At 39.3% G+C, this 18,874-nt stretch carries 23 protein-coding genes; 22 read left to right on the forward strand and 1 reads right to left on the reverse strand.

The genetic code is table 11. The annotated features are described in order from the left end of the window. From AWB54_RS12635 to AWB54_RS12645, 3 genes are all read left to right on the forward strand, one after another. A partial coding sequence (locus AWB54_RS12635) for an Rpn family recombination-promoting nuclease/putative transposase (protein ID WP_153014736.1) occupies window positions 1–505 on the forward strand: 505 nt, incomplete at its 5' end. 380 nt (window positions 506–885) lie between these two features. After that, a complete protein-coding gene (locus AWB54_RS12640; protein ID WP_061214964.1) occupies window positions 886–1,698 on the forward strand; it encodes a DUF4351 domain-containing protein in 813 nt (270 codons plus the stop codon). A 345-nt stretch (window positions 1,699–2,043) separates the two neighbouring features. Then, window positions 2,044–3,024, forward strand: coding sequence for an Rpn family recombination-promoting nuclease/putative transposase (locus AWB54_RS12645; protein ID WP_160328958.1), 981 nt, complete (start codon window positions 2,044–2,046; stop codon window positions 3,022–3,024). A 154-nt stretch (window positions 3,025–3,178) separates the two neighbouring features. Here the strand turns inward: AWB54_RS12645 and AWB54_RS12650 are convergent, their stop codons facing one another. After that, window positions 3,179–3,487 (reverse strand): hypothetical protein, encoded by a 309-nt coding sequence (locus AWB54_RS12650; RefSeq protein WP_061214966.1) that lies wholly within the window; start codon window positions 3,485–3,487, stop codon window positions 3,179–3,181. Window positions 3,488–3,971: 484 nt separating this feature from the next. On the opposite strand from AWB54_RS12650, the gene AWB54_RS12655 reads away from it, so the two are divergent. From AWB54_RS12655 to AWB54_RS12745, 19 genes are all read left to right on the forward strand, one after another. Further along, the gene (locus AWB54_RS12655) at window positions 3,972–4,244 is read left to right on the forward strand and encodes a type II toxin-antitoxin system RelB/DinJ family antitoxin (RefSeq protein ID WP_061214967.1); all 273 of its coding nucleotides are present in this window, start codon (window positions 3,972–3,974) and stop codon (window positions 4,242–4,244) included. Beyond that, window positions 4,244–4,513: a type II toxin-antitoxin system YafQ family toxin gene (locus AWB54_RS12660; RefSeq protein WP_061215025.1), complete on the forward strand. Its 270-nt coding sequence runs from the start codon at window positions 4,244–4,246 to the stop codon at window positions 4,511–4,513. The genes AWB54_RS12655 and AWB54_RS12660 overlap by 1 nt, the downstream gene beginning before the upstream one ends. A gap of 166 nt (window positions 4,514–4,679) precedes the next feature. Then, on the forward strand, window positions 4,680–5,216 hold the full coding sequence (locus tag AWB54_RS12665) for a helix-turn-helix domain-containing protein (RefSeq protein WP_061214968.1): 537 nt from the start codon (window positions 4,680–4,682) through the stop codon (window positions 5,214–5,216). Between the two features lie 167 nt (window positions 5,217–5,383). Continuing rightward, window positions 5,384–5,644, forward strand: a complete 261-nt coding sequence (locus tag AWB54_RS12670) for a hypothetical protein (RefSeq protein WP_153014737.1) — start codon at window positions 5,384–5,386, stop codon at window positions 5,642–5,644. Between the two features lie 303 nt (window positions 5,645–5,947). Beyond that, window positions 5,948–6,205, forward strand: coding sequence for a hypothetical protein (locus AWB54_RS12675; protein WP_061214970.1), 258 nt, complete (start codon window positions 5,948–5,950; stop codon window positions 6,203–6,205). Further along, on the forward strand, window positions 6,180–6,530 hold the full coding sequence (locus tag AWB54_RS12680; RefSeq protein WP_061214971.1) for a type II toxin-antitoxin system VapC family toxin: 351 nt from the start codon (window positions 6,180–6,182) through the stop codon (window positions 6,528–6,530). Before AWB54_RS12675 ends, AWB54_RS12680 begins: the two co-directional genes overlap by 26 nt. 3 nt (window positions 6,531–6,533) lie before the next feature. Next, on the forward strand, window positions 6,534–7,544 hold the full coding sequence (locus tag AWB54_RS12685; RefSeq protein ID WP_061214972.1) for an NAD-dependent 4,6-dehydratase LegB: 1,011 nt from the start codon (window positions 6,534–6,536) through the stop codon (window positions 7,542–7,544). Continuing rightward, window positions 7,541–8,716, forward strand: a complete 1,176-nt coding sequence (locus AWB54_RS12690; protein WP_061214973.1) for a LegC family aminotransferase — start codon at window positions 7,541–7,543, stop codon at window positions 8,714–8,716. Before AWB54_RS12685 ends, AWB54_RS12690 begins: the two co-directional genes overlap by 4 nt. A 56-nt stretch (window positions 8,717–8,772) precedes the next feature. Continuing rightward, window positions 8,773–9,546 (forward strand): class I SAM-dependent methyltransferase, encoded by a 774-nt coding sequence (locus AWB54_RS12695; protein WP_061214974.1) that lies wholly within the window; start codon window positions 8,773–8,775, stop codon window positions 9,544–9,546. Further along, window positions 9,531–10,700 (forward strand): UDP-N-acetylglucosamine 2-epimerase, encoded by a 1,170-nt coding sequence (neuC, locus tag AWB54_RS12700; RefSeq protein WP_061214975.1) that lies wholly within the window; start codon window positions 9,531–9,533, stop codon window positions 10,698–10,700. The genes AWB54_RS12695 and neuC overlap by 16 nt, the downstream gene beginning before the upstream one ends. Window positions 10,701–10,702: 2 nt before the next feature. Beyond that, window positions 10,703–11,386, forward strand: coding sequence for a PIG-L deacetylase family protein (locus AWB54_RS12705; RefSeq protein WP_061214976.1), 684 nt, complete (start codon window positions 10,703–10,705; stop codon window positions 11,384–11,386). Window positions 11,387–11,388: 2 nt separating this feature from the next. Further along, complete coding sequence (gene neuB / locus AWB54_RS12710) at window positions 11,389–12,462, forward strand: N-acetylneuraminate synthase (protein ID WP_061214977.1); 1,074 nt, start codon at window positions 11,389–11,391, stop codon at window positions 12,460–12,462. Next, window positions 12,459–13,454 carry a methionyl-tRNA formyltransferase gene (locus AWB54_RS12715; RefSeq protein WP_061214978.1) on the forward strand — a complete coding sequence of 332 codons (996 nt, stop codon included), beginning with the start codon at window positions 12,459–12,461 and terminating at the stop codon, window positions 13,452–13,454. Before neuB ends, AWB54_RS12715 begins: the two co-directional genes overlap by 4 nt. A 38-nt stretch (window positions 13,455–13,492) precedes the next feature. Then, on the forward strand, window positions 13,493–13,792 hold the full coding sequence (locus tag AWB54_RS12720; protein WP_061214979.1) for a DapH/DapD/GlmU-related protein: 300 nt from the start codon (window positions 13,493–13,495) through the stop codon (window positions 13,790–13,792). A 56-nt stretch (window positions 13,793–13,848) separates the two neighbouring features. Then, window positions 13,849–14,979 (forward strand): N-acetyl sugar amidotransferase, encoded by a 1,131-nt coding sequence (locus AWB54_RS12725; protein WP_061214980.1) that lies wholly within the window; start codon window positions 13,849–13,851, stop codon window positions 14,977–14,979. Between the two features lie 25 nt (window positions 14,980–15,004). Continuing rightward, window positions 15,005–15,655 (forward strand): LbetaH domain-containing protein, encoded by a 651-nt coding sequence (locus AWB54_RS12730; protein WP_061214981.1) that lies wholly within the window; start codon window positions 15,005–15,007, stop codon window positions 15,653–15,655. A gap of 42 nt (window positions 15,656–15,697) precedes the next feature. Further along, window positions 15,698–16,786 (forward strand): sugar phosphate nucleotidyltransferase, encoded by a 1,089-nt coding sequence (locus AWB54_RS12735; protein ID WP_061214982.1) that lies wholly within the window; start codon window positions 15,698–15,700, stop codon window positions 16,784–16,786. Between the two features lie 14 nt (window positions 16,787–16,800). Continuing rightward, window positions 16,801–17,520 carry an acylneuraminate cytidylyltransferase family protein gene (locus AWB54_RS12740; protein ID WP_061214983.1) on the forward strand — a complete coding sequence of 240 codons (720 nt, stop codon included), beginning with the start codon at window positions 16,801–16,803 and terminating at the stop codon, window positions 17,518–17,520. Between the two features lie 13 nt (window positions 17,521–17,533). Continuing rightward, window positions 17,534–18,835, forward strand: a complete 1,302-nt coding sequence (locus AWB54_RS12745) for a glutamate-1-semialdehyde 2,1-aminomutase (protein WP_061214984.1) — start codon at window positions 17,534–17,536, stop codon at window positions 18,833–18,835. Window positions 18,836–18,874 lie beyond the last annotated feature (39 nt).

Consider the following 18,874-nt stretch of genomic DNA (forward strand, 5'->3'; position numbering starts at 1 on the left):
AATAGAGATTCATTTCATCGAGTTGCCTAAACTAAAGCAAGAAATAGCGAGTTATACCAACCCGTTGGATAGATGGGTGGTATTTTTGAAAGGAGGATGGGATATGGAACTTATTGACAGGTTGGCTGAAGAAGATCCCGCCATCGGGAAAGCGAAACGGGTGTTGGAGCAAATGGCTTCCAATCCCAGGGAAAGAGAACTCTACGAACTCAGACGAAAAGCCATATTAGACAGAAATTCAGCCCTTTACGAAGCAAAGATGGAAGGTATAGCAGAAGGCAAAGCAGAAGGCAAAGTGGAAGGCAAAGTGGAAGGCATAGCAGAAGGCATAGCAGAAGGCCAGGCCAGCTTACTGCTGCGACAGTTGAAAAAGAAGTTTGGATATTTGCCGGTTGAAATGGAAAACAGGGTGATGTCTATGCCGGTGGAAAAACTGCAGGAATTGGCGGAAGCAATATTTGATCTGGAGACGATAGACGATGTCAATAGTTTCATAAGCAAATAGTGGGACAAGGGGACAGGTCCGCTGTCCCGCACTGTCCAATTGTCCACCAAAGCCGAGAAATGAGCTAAGTAAAGGTTAAATAAGTCTGGGGTCTGGCTCCGGACTTGTTGTCTTTTTTTAAATAGCTATTTACGATAAGATAAAACTATCGAGACTAACCCCGGAACTGAATTTCAAACAATTGTTCTATTTTATATGGATAAAAATGATAAGCTATGATACAATTCACCATAGGAACAAATGTTTGACAAATAGGAGGATACAAGTGTAAAGGGGTGGGGGGTTAGTTGTTGCCGGGTAGTACCCATAGCAGTATTCACTTACCCGGAGAAACGGAATGAACCGGACCGGTTTAAGCTATCAAGTTCTTGCAGCAGGAAATGTTTACGGATGTCACAAGGGGCGATAAACACAGGATAGACATCCTGGTGGAGACCAGGCTCAAAGGAGAAAGCGGAATAGTTCTGGTGCATGTAGAGAATCAGGCTAGCGCTGAAAAAGATTTTGCCGAGCGCATGTTTATCTATTTCAGCAGGCTTTATCAGAAGCATCGCTGTCGGGTAGTACCTATAGCAATATTTACTTACCCGGAGAAACGGAATGAACCGGACCGGTTTAAGCTGTTGTTCCCGTTTATGCCCGTGTTGGATTTTCATTTTTTAACCCTGGAGCTGAATAAACATAAGTGGCAGGATTATATCCAAAGCAATAACCCCGTAGCTGCAGCTCTGCTGAGTAAGATGGGTTATCAGAAGAAAGAACGGGTACAGGTAAAGCTGGAATTTTTGCGGATGTTGGTCAGGATGGAGCTGGATCCAGCTCGAATGACCCTGCTGACTGGATTTTTCGAGACCTACCTCATCTTAAATGAGGAGGAAGAGAGAAAACTGGAAGAAGAGATAGGCAAGGTAGATGAAAAGGAGGCCAAGAGAATGATAGAAATAACTACTTCCTGGGAAGAAAAGGGCAGAGTGAAAGGTAGAATGGAAGGTAGAATGGAAGGTAGAGTGGAAGGCAAAGCAGAAGGCCAGGCCAGCTTACTGCTGCGACAGTTGAAAAAGAAGTTTGGATATTTGCCGGTTGAAATGGAAAACAGGGTGATGTCTATGCCGGTGGAAAAACTGCAGGAATTGGCGGAAGCAATATTTGATCTGGAGACGATAGACGATGTCAATAGTTTCATAAGCAAATAGTGGGACAAGGGGACAGGTCCACTGTCCCACACTGTCCAATTGTCCACCAAAGCCGAGAAATGAGCTAAGTATAAGGTTAAATAAGTCTGGGGTCTGACTCCGGACTTATTTTTTTTAAAAATAGCTATTTACGATAAGATAAAACTATCGAGACTAACCCCGGAACTGAATTCCAAACGGTTGTTCTGTTTTATATGGATAAAAATGATAAGCTATGATACAATTCACTAAGGAACAAATGTTTGCTGATGTTCCCGTTTATGCCCGGGTTGGATTTTCATTACCTTGTTAGTAATTAGATATCCTATGATAAAATAAGATAATAAGGAAAGGGTGCTGATAGATGTGCCAGAGATATTAGACCCTAAGGTAGACCTGGCTTTTAAGAAAGTATTTGGCTCCCAGGAAAATAAAAGCATCTTACTCAGTTTTCTTAATGCAGTGTTAAACTGGACCGCAGAGCAAAAGATTGCAGACGTAAAAATCCTGAACCCTTACCTTGAACCGGAGAATATTGATGATAGTGTGGGCATACTGGATATCAAACTGCAATTAGAAAACGATGACCTGGTGGATGTAGAAATGCAGATTGGCAACCTGGGCAACATGGAGAGACGCAGCAGCTATTATGCCTGTCGCATGTTTGGCGACCAGAACATAAGCAGCGGAAGATATCAAGACCTTAACCGGGTAATCGCCATAAACATATTGGATTTTACCAGGATAAAACTTACTAAACGTTATCACACAATATTCAGGTTGCGAGAAACACAGGAGAATATAGACCTGACTGATGCAATAGAGATTCATTTCATCGAGTTGCCTAAACTAAAGCAAGAAATAGCGAGTTATACCAACCCGTTGGATAGATGGGTGGTATTTTTGAAAGGAGGATGGGATATGGAACTTATTGACAGGTTGGCTAAAGAAGATCCCGCCATCGGGAAAGCGAAACGGGTGTTGGAACAAATGGCTTCCAATCCCAGGGAAAGAGAACTCTACGAACTCAGACGAAAAGCCATATTAGACAGAAATTCAGCCCTTTACGAAGCAAAGATGGAAGGCATAGCTGAAGGCAAAGCGGAAGGTAAAGTGGAAGGCAAAGTGGAAGGTATAGCTGAAGGCAAGGCAGAAGGTAAAGCAGAAGGCAAAGTGGAAGGCCAGGCCAGCTTACTGCTGCGACAGTTGAAAAAGAAGTTTGGATATTTGCCGGTTGAAATGGAAAACAGGGTGATGTCTATGCCGGAGGAAAAGCTGCAGGAACTGGCGGAAGCAATATTTGATCTGGAGACGATAGATGATGTCAATAGTTTCATAAGCAAATAGTGGGACAAGGGGACAGGTCCGCTGTCCCGCACTGTCCAATTGTCCACCAAAGCCGAGAAATGAGCTAAGTAAAGGTTAAATAAGTCTGGGGTCTGGCTCCGGACTTATTGTCTTTTTTTAAATAGCTATTTACGATAAGATAAAACTATCGAGACTAACCCCGGAACTGAATTCCAAGGTGCGGAAGTCCGTTCTGCCGGTTTAAATCCACCTGGCTGATTAACAATGCTACGCCCTCGGTTTTAAGATAAGAAATTTCTTTTTGCGGCGTTTTCTTGACTGGAATACCAAGTATCCTTTGATATTCATGTAGATGTTCAGGAAATTCGTACATAAGGAAGCGGATGAAGCTGTTTAAGGCTGCCTGTCGCTGGTTCCTTGTTGACACGCCGTTTGACCGGATTTCCTTAAGCCAGTTTAGATAAGAAACTATATTTTCGTAAGTGAGATCGGATATATCCACCCTATCAGCTGTTTTATTTCCAGCTCTATCATAGCGAATTTGGAGGATTGTGGTAAATACTGTTCATTCTTATTTGTTGTTTTCTGTCCATTTTAGTTTAGCGCTTACAAACGGTTGAACAATAGCGGAAATGGTGGATAAATACCGAGCTGAAAGGCTATGTTTACTTCTTATTTGACCAAGGGATAGATGGCTTTTTAATGTAATTGTTAAATCTTAAGGCAGAAGTATGAAACGCTGGGGCAATAGCCCCCGCTTTTTTTAAAAAACACTTGCCAAATTCAACATTATGAGTAAAAATAGTACTCATAAATACATAATACTATGAAAAGGCACAAGAGGGTAGGACAACGGGGATGAAGCCGGCAATCATGAGGACAAAGCCGATGGCAAATGGAACAGAAACATAACATTGCCAAAAGAATACAATGTATTGATGATGTAAACTGATAGTAGTATAATCAAAGAAAAAGGAGTTGATTATATGGCTAAAACACCTACGCAAATTAGAATAGATGAAGATATAAAAAGACAAGCCGTTGCACTTTTTAGTGATTTAGGACTGGATATTTCTAGCGCAGTTAATATTTTTTTACGGCAGGTTGTTTTGCATGGAGGGCTACCCTTTGATGTAAAAATGCCACAGTATAAACAAGAAGTTATTGAAGCTATGAATGAAGCAAGGGAAATAAGTAGAGACACAACAGTTAAAGGATATACAGATATAGAAGAAATCTTTAGGGAGCTAGATAGTTGATGGAATATCAAGTCAAATGGACATCCAAGTTTAAAAACAGCTATAAATTAGCAAAAAAGCGAGGACTTGATATTTCACTGTTTAAAAGTGTCATACGTAAATTGCAACATGGAGAGCAATTAGATGAAAGATATCGTGACCATGAATTAAAGGGCGAGTACAAAGGACTCAGGGAATGTCACATTAAACCGGATTGGCTGCTGATTTATTTAATAGAAGATGAAATGCTAACACTAACTTTAATTGATACAGGGAGTCGATTTATTTAATATGTAATAAATCACATTAGAATGAAAAAGGGATAAGAAAGATGGAACCGTCCCCATGTCCCCATCCAAAAAGCGTAAAAAATAAACCGAAAGGAAGATAAAGAGGAAGAGACGGCTGAAGAATGAGGAACCCCCCTCACTTCTCACCCCTCACCCCTCACTAATATTGCTCGAATCATTAATAACATCAAAAACCCGTCTGAAACTAATACTGAAATTCTTTCTGAATCCCGAGACCACGGCTCACCTGCGCGGGCTGGCCACGGAATTCGGGGAATCCACCAATGGCGTCCGCGTGGAGTTGAACCGCCTGACCGAAGCCGGTCTCCTGGAGAGCAAGCAGAAAGGCCGCAGCATTAATTATAGAGTAAACAAGAAGCACACCCTATTCCCGGATATACAGAACATAGTCAAGAAGTACCTGGGCATAGATGAAATAGTGGAATCCATCATCAAAGAACTGGGCAATGTCGAAGTAGCCCTTATTACCGGCGACTACGCCCAGGGCATCGACTCCGGGCTCATAGACCTGGTACTGGTAGGGGACATAGACAAACCCTACCTCCAACAGCTGGTAGAAAAAGCAGAAGAACTGATAAACAGGAAAATACGCACCCTGGTGCTGGACCAGGAAGAATTCGCAAAACTTAGAGATAAATTCGAAAAAGAAAAAACCTTACTGTTGTGGAGAAGTGAGGAGTAAGTTGGAGACCATGGGCGATCATGGGTTACGGTTCGAAGGTCCAGCAGGGAGGGTAGATGAAGCAAGATGTAGATTTACCCAACTACTCGAATTTTTCGATGAGTTGGAATCCCTGATTTAAGGTGCGCCAATGTATTGCGGATACGGATGATGGCAGAATAGAAATAGTGGATGAAGGCACAACAATAGAGATTAGGCAGGTAATATTCAAAAGGATAAACACTGGTGGTGAATCGCTGATACCCTCTGAAAGTAGACGAGGTTCCTATCAAGGAATATTTAAAGATTTTCTAGAGAAATGTGTCAAAAATGAGTTATTTAATTCATTGGCACCAAGAACTGAATTAACAGAAAGAAGATATGAAGGTTTTGAACTTGTTACCAGGTTTTTTACATACTTAAATAATTATGGAAATCAATATAAATGATAACTTTAAAAAGCGTCAAGAGCTTGAAATCCAATATTACAAAGAAAAATGCAGAACTGGCTATGTCTAATAGTCTTGATACACCTAATGCATCTATGCAACATTTAGAAGAGCAGACTTAATAAACACAATTTTAATGTAGCCGAATTCGAGTACATTAAAAGTCAAGCGGGATTAAATAGTTTTGTTCATATATCAGGAAATTGAATTAACGAACAAATGATTGAAAATAAAGTATAATAGACATGGAACTGCAAGATTAAATTTCAATTACGGAAATATATAGAAAGGCGGTGCGATATTATGATGTCTATTAGAAAAAAAATTGGAAATGATGGAAGTATCGTAATTGAAGAGGCACTTAAAATAGCAAAAATAAGGCCTGGCGATTGGGTAAAAATTACCCCTACCGATAATAAAATAATAATAAAACTGACAACACATAAAAAACAAAAAGGGGTAGTTAGAGCAGCAGCAGGGATTTTAAAAGATAGTAATTTAGTTGAAGATATGTTGAGAACTCGGGAGGTAGAGGATGATAGACAGGGAAGTATCATATAAAAAGAAATATCTAGTTGATACAAATATCGTCATCTATACTCTAAAAGGTGAAAAAGAAGCCGTAGAGGCAATGGAAAGTTTTGAAGATGAAATGATTGAAATATTCTATTCGACAATAATTGAAGCAGAGCTATTTTCGTTTCATCAACTAACAAAAAATCAGAAGTTTAAGATCGGGCAATTATTAGACCTGGGAGAAATAATTGATGTTGACTCAGAAATAGCATTAAAAGCAGCGGAGCTAAGAGCACTAAGTAGTAAGCAATATAATCGCAAACTTAAACTACCGGATGCCCTAATTGCAGCAACATTCCCGAGGAGATAAATTATGAACCTAAAAAACAAAAAAATTTTAATCACCGGTTCAGATGGCTTTATCGGCTCTCACTTAACTGAAGCATTAGTAAGAATGGGCTGTAATGTTAGGGCTGTAGTTTATTATAATTCCTTTAACTCCTGGGGATGGCTGGATGATTCTCCTGAGGAAATCAAAAAAGAACTAAATGTATTTGCTGGAGATGTACGTGATCCCCACGGGATGAAAAATGCCATGCAGGGGTGTGATGTAGTATTCCACCTGGCAGCCTTGATCGCCATCCCTTATTCGTACCATTCCCCTGATACTTATGTGGATACAAACATTAAAGGAACTTTAAACATTTTACAGGCGGCTCGGGAACTGGGCATAGAGAAGGTTATTCACACTTCTACCAGTGAAGTCTATGGAACGGCCCGCTATGTTCCCATTGATGAGGAGCACCCATTACAGGGACAGTCACCTTATTCCGCAACCAAAATTGGAGCTGACCAGATTGCATTATCATTTTATCGTTCCTTTGATACCCCTGTTTCGATTATTCGTCCATTTAACACCTATGGACCGCGTCAGTCTGCCCGGGCAGTAATACCTACCATCATTACTCAGATTGCTGCCGGACAAAGGGAACTGCGTTTAGGTTCACTGCACCCAACCCGGGATTTTAGTTATATAAATGACACCGTCAAGGGATTCATAGCCGTAGCAGAATCGGAAAATTCACTTGGAGAAGTAATCAATATAGGAAGCAATTATGAGGTCTCCATCGCTGACCTTGTTCAAACCATAACTGCTATCATGAAGGCTGATATACAAATTAATACTGATGATAACCGCATCCGTCCTGAGAAGAGCGAAGTGGAACGCCTGTGGGCAGATAATAAAAAAGCAGCTCATTTAACCGGCTGGCAACCGCAATATGCAGGTATGGAGGGTCTCAAACGAGGCTTGCAGGAAACCATAGATTGGTTTAGCGATCCAAATAATCTAAAGCGCTACAAAACCGGGGTATATAACATATGAACGGCGCAGTTAAGGAATTTGTCCATAGTATAATTAATACTTTAGAATCCGTATTGCCAAGTAAGGAGTATATTCCGCTTCACGAACCTGAGTTTAGCGGCAGGGAATGGGAATATGTAAAAGATTGTCTGGACAGTGGCTGGGTTTCATCGGTTGGAGCTTATGTAGACCGATTTGAGCAGATGCTATGTGACTACACCGGTTCGCCTTATGCAGTGGCAGCAGTCAACGGAACTGCAGCTCTGCATATATGTTTGTTGCTGGCCGGAGTAAAAGCAGGAGATGAAGTCCTGGTTCCTGCCGCGACCTTTATTGCGACAGCCAATACCGTTACATACTGTAATGCTATACCTCATTTTGTAGATGTTGAAGAACGAACCCTGGGGCTAGACCCCCATAAACTTAATGATTATCTCAAGGAAATCAGCGAGTTCAGGAGAGGTATTTGCTATAACCGATTAACAGGAAGGCCGATACGTGCAGTAGTACCCATGCATACCTTTGGTCATCCGGTGGATTTAGACCCGCTGCAGGAACTGTGTGAGCGCTATCACCTGGTAATGGTGGAGGACGCTGCAGAATCCCTGGGTTCTTTGTATAAGGGACAGCATACCGGCACAAGGGGTTTGGTATCCAGTCTCAGTTTCAATGGTAATAAAACCATTACCACCGGCGGGGGAGGAGCCATCCTGACTAATAGTAAATCTATAGCCAAAGTGGCCAAACATATGACGACTCAGGCCAAGACTCCGCATAGATGGGAATTCAATCATGATTTGATAGGCTACAACTATCGTATGCCGAACATCAATGCCGCTCTGGGATGCGCTCAGTTAGAACAACTACCAGGTTTTATTGAAAAGAAAAGAAATCTGGCCAGGTGCTATCAGGTAGCCTTTCAAGATATTCCCGGTATCAGATTTTTTACCGAACCGGATTTTGCTCGCAGCAACTACTGGTTAAATGTACTGATTTTAGACGAAGAATTTGCCCGTGAACGGGACAATCTCTTGGAGTCAACCAATAACGCAGGCATCATGACCCGTCCACTCTGGACGCTGATGCACAAACTAAGTATGTATCACGATTGTCCGAGGATGGATTTAAGCGTAGCCGAGGATTTGGAAAGCAGGGTTATAAATATTCCGAGTAGTGCTTATTTAGGAAAATAGTATAATTTTATCATCAGTATTTATATTAAAAAATTCGGTTAATATGGGAGGCAATAATGACTAAGAATTTATCTTATAAAGAAAGGGAAAACGCCTTAAGAATAAGGATTGAAGCTCATAAAAAATATTCAACTAATCCACTGGATAAATGGCTTGAAATAAATTTAAATCTTAAGGAAGGTGGATATTTATTAGACTTGGGATGTGGTACAGGTAATTTTTTCCCTATTTACGCAGATAAACTACAGAATAATGGTCTTATTGTTGGAGTTGAAAAGGAATTATCATTAATAAAAGGTGCACAGAGTTTAAATTTGCTTACTCCTAAAATACTACTGAATATGGATATGGATGGTTATTGGCCATTTACTGAAGGTACGTTTGATTACGTTATATCTACCTTTGCAATTTATTATGTAGATAGCTCGAAAAAAGTACTTGAAAACATCTATAAAATATTAAAAAAAAGAGGGGAAATACTTTTAATTGGTCCTTCTGTTAATAATGCAATTGAATTATATGATTTTAACCATGATTTATTTGGTATAAAACATACAGAAGAAGCAATGGAAAGGAGCAAAAGACTAAAAGATGAGTTTTATCCTTTAATTAAGCAATTATTTGGTGAAGTTACCTATTCATTAATTGACAATAAAGTTGTTTTCCCAAATAAATTCGAATTTATTGAATATTATAGAGCTACCCCCTTATTTGAGGGAAGTTGTGAAATAAACAAATATAAACCTCAATATAAAGAAATGTTAGAAGCAGTTCAGGCTGAAAGTCCTATTATAACCAAGGAGATGTCTGTAGTATGGGGGAGAAAATAAATATCTTAGTGTTTACTGGAAATAGAGCTGAGTATGGATTATTATACCCGATTTTGTATAATTTGAAACTTGATAAAACTTATAGAGTATCATTGATGATATCAGGAAGTCATACAACTGAATTATTTGGTAGTACTTTAGATGAAATTGATAAAAATGGATTTGAAAGTATTGAAATAATTGATTTAGGGGATTTTACTTCATTCAATAATATTAATACTATAAAAGTAATTAGTAAAATAATAGAAACTAGTTCAGCTGTTTTTAACAATATCAAACCAGATATTGTTTTAGTTGCGGGAGATAGATATGAAACATACGCAGTAGTAACTTCAGCTTTTTATAATAATATACCTATTGCTCATTTTTTTGGAGGAGATTTATCACAAGGTGGTCATTTAGATGATTCAGCTAGACATGCAATAACAAAGCTATCTCATCTTCATTTTGCTACAAATGAAGATTCATATAATAGAATAATAAAACTCGGTGAGGAAGAATGGAGAGTTTTCAATGTTGGATCAACTTTTGTGGAAAATATTCTTAGAAACGATTATTCAACACCAGAAGAATTAAAAAATGATTTAAACATTGATTTAGAAAAAAAGATAGTATTATTTACGCAGCACCCATTAACTACTGAGCCCCAAAAAGCCTATGACCAAATAAAGATAAGTCTACAGGTTTTAGCTGATTTGGGAATACAAAGTATAATAACATATCCTTGTAATGATAATGGAAGTGAACAAATGATAAAAGCTATTAATGAGTTTTCGAACGTATCTCATTTTAGAATTGTAAAAAGTTTAGGAATGAAAAAATATTTGGGATGCATGTCAATAGCTTCATGTGTAGCTGGAAACTCTAGTAGCGCTCTAACAGAAAGCATTCCCTTTGGCATACCGTGTGTCAATATTGGAAAAAGACAAGAGGGAAGATTACAATCAGAAAATGTTTTAAATGTAGAGCAAGATTATATCCAGATTAAAAAAGCTATTCAAAAGGCATTATATGACGAGGAATTTATAAGCATTGCAAGAAATTGTCATAATCCATATGGCGATGGAAAAACATCGATTAAAATAGTGGAATTGATAAAAATATTAATGAGCGACAAAAAACAAAGCCTATTAAAAAAAAGGATGACTTATTAACAATGCAAGAGATAAGAGCTAAGAAATGCCTGGTTGTAGCACCTCATCCCGATGATGAAACACTCGGGTGCGGAGGCACACTTTTAAAGCATAAGGCATCAGGAGATAAGATTCATTGGCTGATTATTACCGGAATAGATAAAGAAGCTGGCTATAGTGCTGAAAGAATTAGTGCTCGAAGCCAGGAAATTAAGGCCGTATCGGAAATGTACGGCTTTGAGTTGGTTGTTAACTTAAACCTCCCTACAACAAAATTGGATATTATACCCATGCAGCAGTTAATTGAAATGATTGGTGATGTCATAATAAAAATCAAGCCGGAAATTCTCTATGTTCCCTTTCCGGGGGATATACATACAGATCACAAAGTTGTTTTTCAGGCAGTTGCTGCTTGCAGCAAGTGGTTTCGGTTTGAATCGATTAAGAGAATATTAGCGTATGAAACCTTATCCGAAACGGATTTTGCTATTAGTCCTGATATAAATGATTTCACTCCTAATGTTTTTGTGGATATTAGTGAATTCTTACAAGAAAAATTACAAATAATGCAGACTTACAAATCGGAGATGGGCTTATTCCCCTTTCCGCGAAGCGAAAAAACAATTATAGCACTATCGCAAATTCGGGGTGCAGCTGCAGGTTGTGAAGCAGCAGAGGCATTTATGTTGCTTAAGGAGATTATTTGACAATGAATAATGTATTTATTATTGCCGAAGCCGGTGTAAATCATAATGGCTCTTTGGACATGGCGCTCCAACTAATTGATGCGGCAGTAAATGCAGGAGCAGATGCTGTTAAGTTCCAGACTTTCAAAGGGGAAAAATTGGTCAGCTGTTTTGCGTCCAAAGCCGAGTATCAAACTCGGAACACAGGAACTGCAGAATCGCAGCTAGAAATGATTAAGAAACTCGAACTTGACGAAGAACAACATATGATATTAGCAGAACGCTGCATGGAAAGCGGTATAGAATTTATGTCCACTCCCTTTGATTCTGATAGTGTTGACTTTCTCGCCAATGTGGTAAATGTCTCCCGGCTTAAGATATCGTCAGGAGAGGTAACCAATGGGCTTATACTTCTAAGATTTGCCCAAACCGGTAAGTCGCTCATATTATCTACTGGTATGAGTACCCTGGATGAGGTGGAAACGGCTTTAGGGGTATTGGCCTTTGGTTTTATAAATAGTAAAGAAAAGCCTTCCATAGGAGCTTTTACAGAAGCATATTCATCCAGAGAAGGACAATCATTTTTAAAGGAAAAAGTGAGCCTCCTACACTGTACAACTGAATACCCGGCACCATTTGAAGAGGTAAACCTTAAGGCCATGGATACATTAAGAGATAAATTCTCATTACCCGTAGGGTATTCCGATCATACTATGGGGATTGCAGTTCCCATAGCTGCAGTTGCCAGGGGAGCAGTAATAATAGAAAAGCACTTTACCCTGGATCGCAATCTGCCCGGGCCGGATCACAAGGCATCCCTTGAGCCAGGAGAGTTAAAGCAAATGATCAGTTCAATTCGCCAAATTGAACTTGCATTGGGAAACGGGGTCAAGCAACCAACCACATCAGAAAGAAAAAATATGGTTGTAGCGCGAAAAAGCCTGGTAGCCACTAGAGATATTAAGAGTGGAGAAATGTTTACAGAGGCTAATTTAGGCGTTAAGCGGCCGGGTACAGGACTTTCACCATTTGAATACTGGAGTCTATTAGGAAAAACAGCTGATAAAGACTATAAAGCCGATGAGGTGATAAAGTGAAAATAGGATACTTTGCTGATGGCCCATGGTCTCATTATGCTTTAGAAAAGATTATAAAAGATCCTCGATTGAAAATTGTTTTTATTGTAGCACGATATCCACAACCTGACGAAAAACTCCGTTTATATTCAGAACAATTGAAGGTACCATTTTTAGTAGATTTAAATGTTAATTCCGTAGAATTTATTGATATTATAAAAGGCTGTGCGCCTGATATTAATGTATCTATGTCATTTAATCAAATATTGAAAGGGGATATTTTGAAGGTTGCGCCTCTTGGCTTTATCAACTGTCATGCTGGACAATTGCCGTTTTATCGTGGCCGTAATGTTTTAAACTGGGCATTAATAAATGGAGAATCGCACTTTGGGGTTACAGTACATTACATTGATATAGGAATTGATACAGGAGATATTATTTTACAGAAGTTAGAACCTATAGAAAATACGGATGATTATCAAAGCCTATTGAATAAGGCATATAGGCTTTGCGGAGAAACGCTTTATGATGCATTATTAATGCTACAACAAGGTGATAATCAAGTTATTAAACAATCGTCCATACACCCGGTGGGATTTTATTGTGGAAGGCGTATTATTGGTGATGAATATATTGATTGGAATTGGAATAGCCGCCTTATCTACAATTTTGTTAGAGCTATTGTTCCTCCTGCTCCCGGCGCACGAACATTTTTGAATGATTCGGAAATAGTAATTCTTAAGACTGAGTTAATTGATAATGCACCTACATATATAGGTGTTCCTGGTGAGGTTATAGGAACTAATGATAAAGGAGTTGTAATAAAGACAGGAGATTCAACAATTCAGATTACCCAAATCGGAGAGCTGGATCAAAACGGAGAATTAATTAATATAAGAATACCTTTAATGAAAATAGGAACTCGATTAGGATTTTTTAATCCCTGGATAGAGTTAAGAAACCTAAGACAAAAAGTTAATCAACTACAAATTATGTTAAATACTGAGGAATAGTATAGATTTCAATTTTGTATTGCAAAAGGGCTCATGTAATGGCCGGGGCCGTAATACAGGCATTAGTAACTATAGGGGTTAACACCATAATAAATACCAGGGCCAGTGTAGATCACGAATGTTTAATCGGTGACCATGTACATATTGCTCCGGGTACTACCATATCCGGTGGTGTAAAGATAGGGGATAATGTTTTGATTGGAGCAGGAGCTACTATAATTCAGGGAATTCATATTGGAGCTAGTAGTATAGTAGGAGCCGGAGCGGCGGTAACTAAGGATGTTAGGGAAGGGGTTATTGTGATGGGTATTCCGGCGAGGGTGGTGAAATATAGTTAAACAGAGTAATTAGGGTTGTTTTTCAAAAACAAATAATATATAAAGGGTGATTAATTATGAGGTATTGCACAAAATGTATTCTTCCCGAAACCCACCAGACCATCAAGTTTAATCAAGAAGGCGTTTGCAGTGTTTGCGAACAAATCGATTATAGAGATACCGAAATTGATTGGGACGAGAGACGTTGTATGCTTCAGGAATTGGTAAATGAATACCGCGATAAGGGCGAATATGATTGTATTGTTCCATTCAGTGGCGGTAAAGATAGTACTTTTCAGCTCTGGTATGTAGTTAAGGAATTGGGATTAAAGCCACTGGTGGTTCGTTTCGACCATTGGGGTTATCGCCCCAAGGTAGCCGAAAATAATACCCGCACTTTCAAATTACTGGGGGTCGATGTTCTTCAGTTTACACCAAGCTGGCATGTTGTAAAAGAACTAATGTTGGAAGCCTTAAAGAGAACTGGAGATTTTTGCTGGCATTGCCATACAGGAGTTTATGCCCATACAATGCAGATTGCTATCCGTTATAATACCCCTTTAATAATTTGGGGGGAAACCTTGGCTGAGTATGCTTCGTGGTATTCTTATGATGAATTTGAAGAAGTGGATGAGACGCGTTTTAACCGGGTTATGAACCTGGGAATTACAGCAGATGATATGTATGAGTTCCTGAACGGTAAAGTAAGCAAGAGAGACCTTTACCCATTTGCTTATCCTCCCCGGGATGAATTAATGAAAATTAAATGTCGGTCGATTTGTCTGGGTAATTATATCAAGTGGGATATAAAGAAACAGGTAGAAATTATTAAGCGTGAAATAGGTTGGGAAGGCCAGGAGGTGGAAGGGATACCTCGAGAATATGAATATGAAAAGATAGAGTGCCAATGGCAGGGTATTAGGGATTACTGCAAATATATTAAGCGGGGATACGGTAGAACCAGTCATTTGGTGTCCATTGATATACGCAATAAACGTCTAACCCGGGAAGAAGGATGGGCCTTGGCTGAGAAATATGATGGTAAAAGACCTGCTTCTCTGGATATTTTTCTGGAAAAACTAGGTTTGAGTGAGGAGGAGTTTGTTAATATATTATCTCGTCATCGGATAGAGCCGTGGCAATTCGACCAGGAACAAGTAGAACCAGGGCAACCATTACCTGATATGGGTCAATGGACTCGTGGTTAAAATCGTGAAACAGAAGGTGTTTTAAATGCGAATGTCATTGACCAGGGAAAGGCTATTATCTTATTTGTGTGCCCAACTAAACAGTTTTTTCCCGGATGGTAGCCTGGTAAAACCAGAACATATGGAGAATTCATTTGATCACATATTAAAAAGAGTGGAATATTGTTTTTCGCAAGTTAATAACAAGTACTTTCGCAGTGATGGGAAAGCGGTATTTAATCATCTGAATGGTGATCAGTATGCCATGTTTCTATACTTTGCAGCTAATACGGTATATAAGGACAATAATCATGTAGAACTGGCTACTAAGATTTTTTTACTTAATAAGTATCTGCACGGTATTGATGTTTTTTACGAGGTCGAGCTACCGAACATTTTCATTTTTGTTCATCCCCTGAGTACCGTTTTGGGCAGGGGAAACTATTCAAATTACTTTGTTGTCTATCAGAGGTGCAATATTGGCAGTAATCACGATATTTACCCCTGTATGGGCGAAAATCTTATTATGCATCCTGGCTCGGCGATTCTTGGAAATTGCAAGGTTGGGGACAATTGCAGGCTAGCTACCGGTTCATTGTTGCTAGATATGGATTTGGAAGAGAATAGCATCTATATCGGTAATCCAAGCAACTACTTTATTAAGAAGGCAGAAGCTCTGCCCAATATCTGGCTATAATCCTGAATGTTGTTATCATTTTTGGATAAGGATGATTATCTGATGAGCAAAAAAGAGTATGGAAAATTCCTGATTCCTAAAGGTACGACTTTACTTAAAGCAATGGAGCAATTAGAAAATGCTGCATCACGTAATTTGTATGTAGTAGACGAAAATAATTGCCTGCAAGGATCATTAAGTGATGGTGATATTAGGAGAGCATTGCTTAACGGTGCCAACATGGATGCTTCGATAGATGCTTATATGAATAAAACCCCTCGTTTTATTGAGTACATAGATAGGGAAAAGACGAAACATATCAAAGCACTTATGCTGGAACTGAACATTGAAACAATACCAGTTTTGGACAATAACCGTGTAGTAGTTGGTATCATTACGTGGATAGACTTATTTTCTTCTCACAAAGCAGTGGCGTATCAACCGAAATCCAACCTTGTTTTCATACTTGCGGGCGGAACTGGCTCCAGGCTTGATCCATTTACTAGGATACTCCCGAAACCACTTATTCCGATAGATGATCAACCTATTATTGAGAAAATAATGGATAAATTTTCTTTCTATGGTTTCGATAGTTTTATTTTGTCTTTATTCTATAAATCGGACATGATCAGAGCGTATTTTAGTGATAAAGATGTGATACGCAAGTATCAGACGGTTAATTTTATCCAGGAAGAGTTTCCTCTGGGAACCATAGGTAGCATAGACTTTGCCAGGAGCAAATTAACTGATAGCTTTTTTATTAGTAATGCGGATATTCTTATTGAAGCCGACCTGAACAGTATTCTTCATTATCATCAGGATTCGGGGGCAATATTAACCGCAGTTGGTTGTGTAAAAAACAGCGTTATTCCTTATGGGGTTCTACAGACTGATGAGAGGGGTTTGCTGGTAAATATCCGGGAAAAGCCCTCTTGTAAGAGCATTATTAATACGGGGGTTTATGTAGCTGAACCAACATTCTTGAGTTATATAGAAGCAAATACTAAACAAGATATGACCGATGTGCTCAAGTCTATGTTAACTGCTGGTGAAAGAATCGGAGTTTATCCAGTATTAGAGGAACAATGGTTTGATATAGGTCATTGGCTGGAATACGAAAGAACCCGGAAATATTTTGAACTTAGAAAATAGAAGAGGTACGTTCAATGAATACTCTTTTCCTAATTACAGCCCGCGGTGGCTCCCGTGGTGTACCAAAGAAAAATATCTGTAAAATCGGAGGGTTGCCTTTGCTCGCATACAAGGCAATAGCAGCCCGTAAATCTAATTATTGTACAAGACTTATTATAAGTACAGATTCAGATGAAATTGCTGCTGTAGCAAGGGAATATGGTGTTGAAGTTCCATTCACGAGACCTGCCGAACTTGCTACTGATAGTGCCAACAGCATGGATGTAATACTTCACGCTATGGATTGGATTGAAAAAAATGACCCGGTTAAGTACGATGCTCTTTGCCTGCTTGAACCCTCAACACCTTTTTCAACTCCGGATGATGTGAACCAGGCTATTCTCTTATATCAAAATAAGAACGCCCTTGGTGTACTTGGCGTCAAACAGGTTAAAGACCATTCTATTTTTGTTTCACCTATTGGTGATGATTTAAATATGGCTCGGCACTATGAAAAAATGCGGGGGAATTATCATACTCCCCGCCAGGTTTTAATCCATGAATATACAATGAACGGAGCTATATACCTGGCAGCATGGGATTATTTAAAGGAGTATCATACTTTCCATAGTCCTAGAACTTATGCTTATATCATGCCGGAAGAACGGTCAATTGAAATAGATGAAATGAACGATTTATATTATGCTATTTTTTTGGTTGAAAAAGGATTGATAGATATAAATATTTGGAAATGAGGCGTATGATTTTATGAGTATCAATCGGTATTATCAAGAAATGGCTCATCGTTACATTCCAGCTGGAGCCCATACCTATAGCAGGGCAGATGATGGATACCCGGTAAATGCTCCTCCTGTACTGGAAAGGGGAAAAGGGGCTTATATATGGGATTTGGAGGGTAATCGCTATTTGGATTATGGCATGGCTCTTAGAGCTGTTACAGTTGGATACGATTATGAACGAATATCTAATGCTGCTATAGAGCAGATACATAACGGCAATAACCTGACCCGGGCCTCCAAGATTGAAATAGAGGCCGCGCGAGATATTTGCGAGTTAATACCCTGGGTTGATATGGTTAAGTTCGCTAAAAACGGTTCCACCGTTACATCTGCGGCATTAAAGCTTGCACGTGCTTATACCGGTAAAAAATACGTTGCCAGGTGTTTTCAGCATCCATTTTTCTCCTATGATGATTGGTTTATCGGTGATACGGTTATGAATGCCGGCATACCGGAGGAATACAAATCACTCACATTAAACTTCAATTTCAACGATTTGGCATCAGCTGAACAACTTTTTCAAAAATATCCTGGGCAAATAGCTGCTGTTATTCTTGAACCTGCCACTACGGAGGAACCGAAAGACAATTACTTGAATCGATTGAAGGATTTATGCCATAGGAATGGCGCGGTGTTTATTCTGGATGAGATGATTACCGGGTTCAGGTGGCATCTACAGGGAGCATCGGCTTACTATGGGGTTCAACCGGATATGGTTACCTTTGGTAAGGGAATGGCCAATGGGTTTTCTGTTGCTACCCTGGGTGGCAAACGGGAGATAATGGAACGGGGAGGTCTATTTAGCGACAAGGAACGAGTCTTTTTGATTTCTACCACGCATGGAGCAGAAATGTGTGGATTAGGGGCCTTTGTTGAAACACTCAAGGTATATAAGGAATTAGATGTAATCAGCCGGATATGGCAATCAGGTAGAATGCTGGTAGATGGTGCAAACGCTATAGCGAAGGATATGGGGATAGGCGAATATTTTGAGTTCATAGGAGTGCCGTGTTCGCCTAATTTTATTACTAAAGATAAAACTGGAGAGGCTTCCCTGGAATTTAGAACCTTGTTTGTACAGGAAATGATAAAACAGGGAGTGCTAATGCCCTGGGTAGCTATAAGTTATTCACATGGGGATGAGGAGATTAACATAACGCTGGAAGCTATTAAACATAGTCTGCTGGTCTATCGCAAAGCGCTGGATGATGGTGTTGGCAAATATCTGGAAGGAAGGCCCATAAAACCAGTATTTAGGAAGTGGAATTAGAGTCAGACAGGCCATACTTGAATAAGATTTAAAATAATG

The sequence above is a fragment of the Syntrophomonas wolfei subsp. methylbutyratica genome, from assembly GCF_001570625.1.
GTDB lineage: Bacteria > Bacillota > Syntrophomonadia > Syntrophomonadales > Syntrophomonadaceae > Syntrophomonas > Syntrophomonas methylbutyratica.

Excerpts from the sequence above, each read along its gene's own strand:
- AWB54_RS12640 (WP_061214964.1), top strand. The coding sequence starts at position 886 with ATGTTTACGGATGTCACAAGGGGCGATAAACACAGGATAGACATCCTG.
- AWB54_RS12655 (WP_061214967.1), top strand. The coding sequence starts at position 3,972 with ATGGCTAAAACACCTACGCAAATTAGAATAGATGAAGATATAAAAAGA.
- AWB54_RS12660 (WP_061215025.1), top strand. The coding sequence starts at position 4,244 with ATGGAATATCAAGTCAAATGGACATCCAAGTTTAAAAACAGCTATAAA.
- AWB54_RS12675 (WP_061214970.1), top strand. The coding sequence starts at position 5,948 with ATGATGTCTATTAGAAAAAAAATTGGAAATGATGGAAGTATCGTAATT.
- AWB54_RS12680 (WP_061214971.1), top strand. The coding sequence starts at position 6,180 with ATGATAGACAGGGAAGTATCATATAAAAAGAAATATCTAGTTGATACA.
- AWB54_RS12685 (WP_061214972.1), top strand. The coding sequence starts at position 6,534 with ATGAACCTAAAAAACAAAAAAATTTTAATCACCGGTTCAGATGGCTTT.
- AWB54_RS12690 (WP_061214973.1), top strand. The coding sequence starts at position 7,541 with ATGAACGGCGCAGTTAAGGAATTTGTCCATAGTATAATTAATACTTTA.
- AWB54_RS12695 (WP_061214974.1), top strand. The coding sequence starts at position 8,773 with ATGACTAAGAATTTATCTTATAAAGAAAGGGAAAACGCCTTAAGAATA.
- neuC (WP_061214975.1), top strand. The coding sequence starts at position 9,531 with ATGGGGGAGAAAATAAATATCTTAGTGTTTACTGGAAATAGAGCTGAG.
- AWB54_RS12705 (WP_061214976.1), top strand. The coding sequence starts at position 10,703 with ATGCAAGAGATAAGAGCTAAGAAATGCCTGGTTGTAGCACCTCATCCC.
- neuB (WP_061214977.1), top strand. The coding sequence starts at position 11,389 with ATGAATAATGTATTTATTATTGCCGAAGCCGGTGTAAATCATAATGGC.
- AWB54_RS12720 (WP_061214979.1), top strand. The coding sequence starts at position 13,493 with ATGGCCGGGGCCGTAATACAGGCATTAGTAACTATAGGGGTTAACACC.
- AWB54_RS12725 (WP_061214980.1), top strand. The coding sequence starts at position 13,849 with ATGAGGTATTGCACAAAATGTATTCTTCCCGAAACCCACCAGACCATC.
- AWB54_RS12730 (WP_061214981.1), top strand. The coding sequence starts at position 15,005 with ATGCGAATGTCATTGACCAGGGAAAGGCTATTATCTTATTTGTGTGCC.
- AWB54_RS12735 (WP_061214982.1), top strand. The coding sequence starts at position 15,698 with ATGAGCAAAAAAGAGTATGGAAAATTCCTGATTCCTAAAGGTACGACT.
- AWB54_RS12740 (WP_061214983.1), top strand. The coding sequence starts at position 16,801 with ATGAATACTCTTTTCCTAATTACAGCCCGCGGTGGCTCCCGTGGTGTA.
- AWB54_RS12745 (WP_061214984.1), top strand. The coding sequence starts at position 17,534 with ATGAGTATCAATCGGTATTATCAAGAAATGGCTCATCGTTACATTCCA.